8 protein-coding genes are annotated in these 10148 nt (G+C 43.1%); 7 read left to right on the forward strand and 1 reads right to left on the reverse strand.

Annotation, left to right across the window (positions count from 1 at the left end):
• The first annotated feature begins 2 nt into the window (after positions 1–2).
• On the forward strand, positions 3–1301 hold the full coding sequence (locus tag J8L84_RS16945) for a Xaa-Pro peptidase family protein (protein WP_211071717.1): 1299 nt from the start codon (positions 3–5) through the stop codon (positions 1299–1301).
• 44 nt (positions 1302–1345) lie between these two features.
• On the opposite strand, the gene J8L84_RS16950 is transcribed toward J8L84_RS16945, so the two are convergent.
• Entirely contained in the window at positions 1346–2200 is an 855-nt protein-coding gene (locus J8L84_RS16950) for a LysR family transcriptional regulator (protein ID WP_211071718.1), read from the reverse strand.
• A 137-nt stretch (positions 2201–2337) separates the two neighbouring features.
• Here J8L84_RS16950 and gcvT point away from each other — a divergent pair, with 137 nt between their 5' ends.
• The 6 genes from gcvT to J8L84_RS16980 all read left to right on the forward strand — a co-directional run.
• Complete coding sequence (gene gcvT, locus J8L84_RS16955) at positions 2338–3417, forward strand: glycine cleavage system aminomethyltransferase GcvT (protein ID WP_211071719.1); 1080 nt, start codon at positions 2338–2340, stop codon at positions 3415–3417.
• A gap of 26 nt (positions 3418–3443) precedes the next feature.
• The gene (gene gcvH, locus J8L84_RS16960) at positions 3444–3833 is read left to right on the forward strand and encodes a glycine cleavage system protein GcvH (RefSeq protein WP_208806086.1); all 390 of its coding nucleotides are present in this window, start codon (positions 3444–3446) and stop codon (positions 3831–3833) included.
• A 143-nt stretch (positions 3834–3976) separates the two neighbouring features.
• The gene (gene gcvP / locus J8L84_RS16965; RefSeq protein ID WP_211071731.1) at positions 3977–6874 is read left to right on the forward strand and encodes an aminomethyl-transferring glycine dehydrogenase; all 2898 of its coding nucleotides are present in this window, start codon (positions 3977–3979) and stop codon (positions 6872–6874) included.
• A gap of 195 nt (positions 6875–7069) precedes the next feature.
• Positions 7070–9100, forward strand: coding sequence for a histidinol phosphatase (locus J8L84_RS16970; protein WP_211071720.1), 2031 nt, complete (start codon positions 7070–7072; stop codon positions 9098–9100).
• On the forward strand, positions 9081–9371 hold the full coding sequence (locus J8L84_RS16975; RefSeq protein ID WP_211071732.1) for a hypothetical protein: 291 nt from the start codon (positions 9081–9083) through the stop codon (positions 9369–9371). Before J8L84_RS16970 ends, J8L84_RS16975 begins: the two co-directional genes overlap by 20 nt.
• A gap of 51 nt (positions 9372–9422) precedes the next feature.
• Positions 9423–10148, forward strand: a 726-nt coding sequence (locus J8L84_RS16980) for a DUF6882 domain-containing protein (protein WP_211071721.1), incomplete at its 3' end; no start/stop codon positions are given.

Here is a 10148-nt window from a genome sequence, read left to right on the forward strand (position 1 = left end):
TAATGAAAAAACGCGATTTTCTTCGACTTTCAGGCGCGGCAGCATTAACTCCTTTGGCGTTAACGCCACTGACCAGCCTAGCCGCTGCCAATGCAACAGCTAGTACTAAAAATAGCTCATCATTGTTACAGCCTATTACCTCAAGCGTTTCTCCTATTACCAACGCCGAGCGCGAAGCGCGAATTAAAAAGGCGCAGGCGTTAATGGCCGAAAATGATATGGCCGCAATGATAATAGAGCCAGGTGCAGCCATGGATTACTTCTCGGGTATTCAGTGGTGGCGAAGCGAGCGACTCACCGCGTTAGTTATTCCGCAAAAAGGTGAGGTTGGTGTGGTAACGCCTTATTTTGAGCAACCCAGTGTTTTGGAAAGCTTGAAAGTAGGCGACGATGTTCGCGTATGGCAGGAACACGAAAGCCCCTTTGATGTGGTTGCCAGCATATTGAAATCTCGCGGTATTACCAAAGGTAATATTGGCTTTGAAAGCAGCGTTCGCTACTTTGTGGTTACAGGGGTAACTAACGCACTGCCTAATATGAATATTGTGGCGGCAGAGCCGGTTACTCGCGGCTGTAGAATGTATAAAACCACCGCCGAACTTACCTTGATGCATAAGGCGAATGAAGTAACGCTGCGTGCTTATGAGTATGTATTTAGTCAGCTTGAAATCGGCATGAGCCAAGCGCAAGTTAAAAGCCTTATGAACAGTGCACAGCAGCAATTAGGCGGTAGCAGCGCATGGTGTTTGGCGCTATTTAACGATGCCAGTGCGTACCCGCATGGCACTAATGCAAAACAAACCATTAGTGAAGGCTCAGTAATATTGCTCGACAGTGGTTGTAGCGTTCATGGGTATCAATCTGACATCAGCCGCACGTTAGTGTTTGGCAAAGCCTCGCAAAAGGTCGTAGATGTATGGAATACCGTAAGAGAAGGGCAAAACGTTGCATTTGCGGCGGCTAAAATTGGAACGCCTGCAGGTGAAGTAGACGATGCGGTGCGCGCTTATTATGTTTCCCAAGGCTACGATAAAGACTATGCTCTACCTGGTTTAAGCCACCGTACCGGCCACGGTATTGGAATGGAAGGACATGAAAGTGTGAACTTCGTGCGCGGAGAAACCACGCCACTTAACAAAGGTATGTGCTTTTCGAACGAACCTGGATTATACATACCCGGCAAATTCGGCGTTCGCCTAGAAGATTGCCTATACATGACAGACAAAGGGCCAGCTTATTTCACCGAACCGCCAGAAAGCATTGAAAAGCCGTTAGGGCGTGTAGTGCCATTAAGCGCATAGCCCTTAAATGCGTAGCGCCTACATTTTTATCGAAGTTTAGGCGCTTACGCGCTGTTTTTTAATCTTGATGTAATAAACTCTGCCAACGTTTTACTAATAACGGGGTGTTGGGTGTCTTGGTTAAATAAACAAATATTCACTCTGCCTAGCTTTGGCAATTTAGGGTGATTAAGGGGCGATACGTTTTGCGGCAAACTGGAACGGGCAAGGGCGGTAATGCCTAAGCCTTGTTGAATAGCGGCCACTAGGCCACTTAAGTCTGCGTTGGTGTAGGTAATTTTCCAAGCAAAGGTTTGCTGCTTTAATTGTTCTATAACGCGGCTTCGGTACATACAACCATCAGGGGCAAGCACCAGCGGAATGCTATCGCCTACTAAAGGGCGGGTGGCATCGCCAACCCACACTATTTCATCTTCAAGAACCACTTCCCCTTCAGTATCTTCATTAGGGTTTACCAGCGCTAAAATTAAATCGAAATGATCGCGCTGGCTAGGGTGCAGTAAGTCGCGGCTTAGCGAAGAGGTAACCTCAAGGGATACATCTGGGTAGCGGTTAGAAAATTCACCAATAAGCCCAGGTAGTAGCGTTGATGCAAATTCGTTGGGAATACCCAAGCGTAAACGGCCGCTTAATGGCGCTGGGATCAGGCTTTTAAAGATGTTGTCGTTAAGCTCTAGTAGTTCTTTTGCTTTAGGATAAAGCCAATTGCCATCGGCGCTAGGTAAGTGCCGTTGCCCTACTTTGGTAAACAGTTTTCGCTCTAGTTGGGTTTCTAGCTTTTTAATTTGTAGGCTGATGGCTGGCTGAGAGCGACCCAAAAAGTCACCCGCTTTAGCATAGCCGCCAAGCTCTATAACACTGACAAAGGTGCGCAAATTATCTAGCGACAGCTGCTTCATTAAGATTTGAATTCCTGATGTAGTAAATCGTATACATTACCTTTATAAATGTATTGATAAGAATTTTCAATTTGTTGTGTGTTATTTCACTCACTATACTCGATAGCGTTTTCTACCCTTACCTAAGAGAAAGTGGAATGTCTAACACCACCGCCCTACATGCAAAGCACCTAGAATCTGGTGCCAAAATGGTTGATTTCTTTGGCTGGGATATGCCAATTAACTATGGTTCTCAAATAGAAGAGCATCACGCTGTTCGCCAAGATGCGGGCATGTTCGATGTGTCGCACATGACCATCGTTGATGTAAAAGGCACACAAGCTAAAGCATACCTTCAACACCTTCTTGCAAACGACGTTGCTAAACTTCAAGTAAAAGGCAAAGCGCTATACAGCGGCATGCTTAATGAAGAAGGCGGCGTGGTAGACGATTTAATCGTGTATTACTTCGATGAAACTAATTATCGCCTAGTAGTGAATTCAGCCACACGCGAAAAAGACATGAACTGGCTAAATAGCAACGCCGAAGGTTTCGACGTATCTATTACCGAACGCCCAGAGTTCGCCATGATTGCTGTGCAAGGCCCTAACGCCAAAGAAAAAGCGGCTACGCTTTTCAGCGCTGCACAAAAAGAAGCGGTTGCGGGCATGAAGCCATTCTTTGGCGTACAAGCTGAAGATTTATTTATTGCTACTACGGGTTACACCGGTGAAGCAGGCTACGAAATTATGGTGCCTACCGCGCAAGCAGCCAGCTTCTGGCAAGACTTGTTAGACGCAGGCGTTAAGCCGTGTGGTTTAGGTGCACGTGACACCCTTCGTTTAGAAGCAGGCATGAACTTGTACGGCCAGGATATGGATGAAACCGTTTCGCCATTAGCCGCTAACATGGGTTGGACTATTACATGGGAACCAGCCGATCGTAACTTTGTTGGCCGCAGTGCACTAGAAGCACAGCGTGAAACCGGTACCGACAAGTTGGTTGGCTTAGTGATGACAGATAAAGGCGTGTTGCGCCACGGTCAAAAAATTAAAACCGAAAGCGGCGAAGGCATTATTACCTCGGGCACATTTTCACCTACATTAGGCCACTCTGTTGCGTTAGCACGAGTACCTTCAGATGTTGGCGAAACCGTAGAGGTGGAAATGCGCAAAAAGTGGGTTACAGTAAAAGTGGTTAAGCCCTCTTTTGTTCGCAACGGAAAAAGTGTTTTATAAGTTAACAGAGAATAACAGGAACGATTATGAGCAACATTCCAACAGATTTACGTTACGCATCTACCCACGAATGGGTTCGTCCAGACGGCGACGGTGTTTTCACAGTAGGTATTTCTGAGCACGCTCAAGGCTTGCTTGGCGATATGGTATTTGTAGAACTACCAGACGTTGGCGATACCGTAAGTACTGGCGACGATATCGCTGTTGCTGAATCGGTAAAAGCGGCTTCAGACGTTTACGCGCCTATTAGCGGCGAAGTGGTTGGCGTTAATGAAGACCTAGAAGATTCACCAGAGCTTGTAAACTCAGACCCTTACGGCGATGGCTGGTTATTCAAAATTAAAGCAGATGATGCCGAAGAAGTTGAAGGCTTATTAGACGCTGAAGGTTATGAAAACAGCATTGACGAAGAGTAATTCGTTAGTTGCTTCTAAACCGGAGCGTAGTAATCAGTAATTAATAAAAAGGGGCTTCTAATTAGCCCCTTTTTATCTTTACGTTTTTATTTGTGTTTTATCCTGCCTTTCGAGGCAATACATTGCGAGTGCTTAACAACGTTATGTCGAATACTTCCCCTACATTAGCTCAACTAGAGCAAAAAGACGCATTCATTCGCCGCCACGTAGGCCCAGGCGAAGAAGAAATTCAACAAATGCTGTCGGCTATTAACGCAACATCGTTAGACGATTTAATTGCGCAAACCGTACCGGCTGGCATTGCGCTACCTGAGCCGCTTAAAGTAGGCGAAGGGGCAACTGAAGTAGATGCATTAGCAGCATTGAAAGAAGTGGCTGGCAAAAACACGGTTAATCGCTCGTTTATTGGTATGGGCTACTACGATACCCACGTACCCAATGTTATTTTACGCAACGTATTAGAAAACCCAGGTTGGTACACAGCATACACGCCTTACCAGCCAGAAATTGCCCAAGGCCGTTTAGAAGCCATTCTTAACTTTCAACAGTTAACCATTGATTTAACCGGCTTAGAATTAGCGTCTGCTTCATTACTTGATGAAGGCACCGCAGCGGCTGAAGCCATGGCATTGGCTAAACGCGTATCTAAAAACAAAAAAGCCAGCAGCTACTTTATTGCTGACGACGTACACCCACAAACACACGATGTAGTAGCCACACGCGCTGAAATGTTTGGTTTTGGTATTATTACCGGCCCAGCAAGCGAAGCGGCAAACCACGACGTATTTGGTGCGTTGTTGCAATACCCAAGCACCACCGGTGAAGTAACCGACATTTCCGATATTATTGCAGCAGTACAAGCGAAAAAAGGCATAGTAGCAGTAGCTGCCGACCTAATGAGCTTGGTAATGTTAAAATCGCCCGGTGAACTAGGCGCAGACGTTGCCCTAGGTAGCGCACAACGCTTTGGTGTACCTATGGGATACGGCGGCCCACATGCTGCCTTCTTCGCAACACGCGACAGCTACAAGCGTTCGTTACCTGGCCGTATTATTGGTGTAAGTAAAGATACCCGTGGCCGCCCAGCACTTCGTATGGCGCTGCAAACCCGCGAGCAACATATACGCCGCGAAAAAGCCAACTCAAACATTTGTACCGCACAAGTATTGCTAGCCAACATGGCCAGCTTTTATGCCGTATACCACGGCCCTAAAGGCTTAAAAACCATTGCTCAGCGCATACACCGCTTAACCAGTATTTTAGCGACAGGCCTAACGAAGAAAGGTGCTGCCCTTAAGCACAGCACTTACTTCGATACCCTAACCGTATTGGTAGATAACAAAGACGCCGTACTAAACAAAGGGTACGAGCACGGGTTAAACCTACGTGCCGACCTAGAAGGCGCAGTAGGGGTTTCTATCGATGAAACCACTACCAGTGAAGACGTTGCTACCTTGTTTAACGTTATTCTTGGCAGCGACCACGGCCTAAGCGTAGAAGCGCTAGATGCAGAAGTAACCACGCAGCCTACTAACGCTATTCCAGAAAACCTAGTGCGCACTAGCGATATTCTTACGCACGAAGTGTTTAACCAGTACCATTCAGAAACTGAAATGCTGCGTTATATTAAAAGCCTAGAGAATAAAGATTTAGCCTTGAACCACTCAATGATTTCATTGGGTTCGTGCACCATGAAGCTAAACGCTACAGCGGAAATGATTCCCGTAACTTGGGCAGAGTTCGGACAAATTCACCCGTTTGCACCACTAAACCAAGCAGAAGGCTATCAAGAAATGATTGCCGAGCTAGCCGAGTGGTTAATTAACGTAACGGGGTACGACAACCTTTCTATGCAACCTAACTCAGGCGCACAAGGTGAATACGCAGGCTTGTTGGCCATTCAGCGTTACCATGAAAGCCGCGGCGAAGGGCACAGAAACGTATGCTTAATTCCAAGTTCAGCACACGGAACAAACCCCGCATCTGCGCAAATGGTTAGCCTAAACGTAGTGGTAGTGAAGTGCGACAACAACGGTAACGTAGACATTGCCGACCTTCGCAAGAAAGCTGAAGAAGTGGGCGATAACTTATCGTGCGCTATGATCACTTACCCATCTACCCACGGCGTATACGAAGAAACCATTCGTGAAATGTGTGAAATTGTGCACCAGTACGGCGGCCAAGTGTATATGGATGGCGCGAACATGAACGCGCAGGTGGGCATTACCTCACCGGGTTATATAGGTTCAGACGTATCGCACTTAAACCTACACAAAACTTTCTGTATTCCACACGGTGGTGGCGGCCCAGGTATGGGGCCAATTGGTGTTAAGTCGCATCTTGCGCCTTTCTTACCAAACCACACGGTAGTAAATATTGAAACAGCCGGTAAAGACTGCGGTGCGGTTTCGGCAGCACCATGGGGCAGTGCGTCTATTCTGCCAATAAGCTACATGTACATTAAAATGATGGGCTCGGCTGGCCTACGTAAGGCAACTGAAGTAGCCATACTTAACGCCAACTACGTAGCTAATGCCTTAGAAGGGCATTACAACGTATTGTACAAAGGCCAAAACGGCCGCGTAGCGCATGAATGTATTATTGACCTGCGCCCATTAAAAGAGGCCAGTGGTGTAACAGAAGTAGACATAGCAAAACGCTTGAACGACTACGGTTTCCACGCGCCAACTATGAGCTTCCCAGTAGCCGGCACGCTAATGATTGAGCCGACTGAATCGGAAGCTAAGTACGAGCTAGACCGCTTCGTAAACGCCATGATTAGCATTCGCCAAGAAGTGGCGAAAGTAGAAAGCGGCGAGTGGGATGCTACCGACAACCCACTACACAATGCACCACATACCCTAGCCGATATTTGTGACAACGACTGGAACCGCAGTTACGACCGCAATCTAGCGGCGTACCCTGCACCAGAAGTACACAGAAACAAATTCTGGCCAACAGTTAACCGAATTGATGATGTATTCGGGGACCGTAATTTGATTTGTTCTTGCCCTAGTATTGAGAGTTATGTGGAGGGGTAGGTTGGATGTCGTACTCTAATAAAGTCTGTGACTTTATTTTGGTAGTTTGTGAGTCGAATATAGTTTGTGACTCATAAAGAATAGAAAAGGTGAGTCTAGTGCTCACCTTTTTTTGTGGACAAAATTACGGTTTTTGTTAGTTTGTTATTCATAACTCTTTAAAAATTACATGTATTTCATAGGTAGGGATAAAATATGAAAAAAATTGATCTACACCTGCATACAATATCAACACCTAGCGATAGTTATTTTGAGTTTTCTATTGATGCGCTTTCAAAATATGTTGCTTCAGCAAAGTTAGATTGTATTGCCATAACAAATCACAATACGTTTGATAAAACCCAATACTTAAAAATATGTGAGCACTTAGGAATACTTGTATTACCGGGGATTGAAGTAGATCTTGAGGGGGGGCATATATTAGTGATTTGTGACCCTTCTGAGATAGATGAATTCACAAAGAAATGCGAATTGGTTAATCAAGATATACCTGATGCTAAAACGCACATAGATTTTAATCGATTTGTTGAAATTTTTGGTGATTTATCTAATTACATTTTGATACCTCATATCGATAAATCCCCCGCAATTAATAAGCAAACACTTGATAAGTTTGGTGACTTTTTAGACTGTGGAGAAGTACGTAGTGTTAAGAAGTTTCTTTATGCGATGAAACAAGGGGCGAAGTTGCCACCTGTTTTATTCAGTGATTTGAGAGCCAAGGATGGGCTTAAACAGTTCCCTACTAGACAAACATATGTGGTTCTAGGTGAACTTAGTTTTCAATCTTTAAAACTTACAATTAGAAATAGAGACAAGTTGTTTCTGTCAGAGCTTGAAGGTAATAGCTTTTTTTCAATACTAGATGGGCGTGTACAAATCTCGACTGGTCTTAATGTGATTCTAGGGCAAAGATCAAGCGGAAAGTCACATACACTTGATTCGATTTTGGAAGGGGCTTTAGACGAAGAAGTAAAATATATAAAGCAGTTTGAATTGCTAGAAAAAAGTGAATCTGAAGATGAATCAAAATTTGAAGAAAAGTTGAGAAATGGTAGGCGCTCTTATATCGAGGATTATCTAAAAGAATTTAAATCTGTTGTTGAAGAAGTTGAGCATATAGATCTTGATTATTCAGATAAGTTAATAGGAAATTACTTAGAATCATTAAAAACATTTGCTTTTAATAAAAACCGACATGACTCCTATTCTTCGACTTCAATGTTCAATGAAGAAAAGTTTAAGCCTACAAGCACGGATTCTTTAACAAGCTTAATTAAGGCAACTCAAGTACTACTAGATAATGTGGCCTATAAAGAGATAGTTGATAAAAATATAGAACGGAATAATTTGGTTAATTTACTATCAGAATTAGTTAACGAATATAGGCTGCTTTATAAAGTAAATAAGGAAAAGATATTTGTTAATGGGATCGTTAAAGACATTCAGGCGCAATTAAACGTTCAGTCTGCCACAACTCCAATCTCAGAAGTTGATTTATACCAGAGTGCAATTGACAGACAAAAGGTGAGAAAGTTTTCAAAAATTTCAGATTCTTTAAGGCAACCAGCAGATGAGACTATTGAATATGTTCAGGGGTTTCAGGTTGTAGCTAGAAAAGGCCAATATCGTGGTGCTGGGGAATTGAGAGCCGTGAATAGAAATGTTGGATCGTTTACTGATGCATATAAATCATACTTTAACCCTTACCAATTCTTACAAACTTTAAAAGAAAACGACTCAGTAGACTCAAGTGATTATTACAGGTTTTTTTCACGCATTAAGTATGAAGTTTTAAACAGCAATGGTTATAAGGTTTCTGGCGGTGAGCGCTCTGAATTTAGATTACTTCAAAGTATTAAAGATGCTTATAAATATGACATACTTTTGATAGATGAACCGGAGTCATCCTTTGATAATATTTTCTTGTTGAACAAAGTAAACAAATTGATAAAGGATTTATCTAAGCAAATGCCAGTTGTAGTTGTTACACATAACAGTACTGTTGGCGCGTCTATCGAACCTGATTATTTGTTATACACGAAGAAAGAGGTGAAGAATGGAGAGGTCGAGTACGACATTTATTCTGGTTATCCAAATGATAAGCACTTAAAAAACCCCAATGGGGAGATTCATCCAAATCATACAATTCAACTTAACTGCTTAGAGGCAGGCATAGAACCATACAAGGATAGAGGCAAATCATATGAAATACTTAAGAATTAATGAACTGAAAGCTGAGTATTCTATCGATGGAGAGAAATGGAACTCGATAGAACAGATAACAAAAGAAGATCTGTTATCAATAGTTGATCATGCATTAGAAAACGAGTTTTTTATGGATGACCCACGAGAGAGTAAAATTGGCAATGATGCTCATAAGATAATTTACTCTAATATTTATGAAAAGCTCCTTAAATTGTTTGATGAAAGAAAAGTTTTTAAGGACGAGTGTGATTCACAGTTTAAAGAAGCATTAGAGAAGTATGCCGAGTAACTATCTCACAAAGCAAACTACCCGAATTAACCAAAGGATGGATGTAATTTAGTGTCTAACCATGATAGTAAAATCGCTTGCGATACTCACGGCAGTTCTAATGCAACTTTCATTTGCCAACACTTAGCCAGAGGAGAAGGTTTAGGTTTTAATTTGGGTTACGACCCTGATAACCCAGACGAATTATGCCCTGATGCTTGGTGCGATAAATGTGAAGAAGTATTAGATGCTGAAGGCGAATGGAATGATAAATCAGAAGCCTTCGCTGATATAAAGGTTATGTGTGAGCATTGTTATGAGGAAATCCGCGATAGAAACTGGATTCAAGATGATGATGTTTACCACAATTTAGTCACTGAAAGTTTTGCCTTTATTGAACCTCGCCATAAAGAGTTCCTTGAAAAGTATAATGTTGGCAATTACGAGCGATGGGATTGGTATCAGGAAACAGGAAGGCTTGTGTTTTCAAACAATGGTACTCCTGAATTAGAAGCAGATATTCATTTTTCGGGTTCCTATTCAACTGCGTCAGAATCATGGATGTGGGCATGGGCAAACAGTAGTTTAGATGAAAAAGTGAAAGTGTCTTCTAGGTTAATAAAGGAATTAGGTGAAGATCTTGGTTTGAAACAGTTAGTAACCGGGAGATGGATAGGGACCGAAGTTGATGGTTGGGAAATGACATCGCTTCTGGCAAAAGCAATTGATGCCATAGGTGTATATCGTACACCAACCAGCAATGGTTTTATCTATATGGCTATAACTGACGTTAGGTGG

This window comes from Alteromonas sp. MMG017 (assembly GCF_018100795.1).
Classification (GTDB): domain Bacteria; phylum Pseudomonadota; class Gammaproteobacteria; order Enterobacterales; family Alteromonadaceae; genus Alteromonas.

What these genes read in the sequence shown, in the direction of transcription:
- gcvH (WP_208806086.1), top strand. Translation starts at nt 3,444, where the DNA reads ATGAGCAACATTCCAACAGATTTACGTTACGCATCTACCCACGAATGG.
- J8L84_RS16975 (WP_211071732.1), top strand. Translation starts at nt 9,081, where the DNA reads ATGAAATACTTAAGAATTAATGAACTGAAAGCTGAGTATTCTATCGAT.
- J8L84_RS16950 (WP_211071718.1), bottom strand. Translation starts at nt 2,200, where the DNA reads ATGAAGCAGCTGTCGCTAGATAATTTGCGCACCTTTGTCAGTGTTATA.
- J8L84_RS16945 (WP_211071717.1), top strand. Translation starts at nt 3, where the DNA reads ATGAAAAAACGCGATTTTCTTCGACTTTCAGGCGCGGCAGCATTAACT.
- J8L84_RS16970 (WP_211071720.1), top strand. Translation starts at nt 7,070, where the DNA reads ATGAAAAAAATTGATCTACACCTGCATACAATATCAACACCTAGCGAT.
- gcvP (WP_211071731.1), top strand. Translation starts at nt 3,977, where the DNA reads ATGTCGAATACTTCCCCTACATTAGCTCAACTAGAGCAAAAAGACGCA.
- gcvT (WP_211071719.1), top strand. Translation starts at nt 2,338, where the DNA reads ATGTCTAACACCACCGCCCTACATGCAAAGCACCTAGAATCTGGTGCC.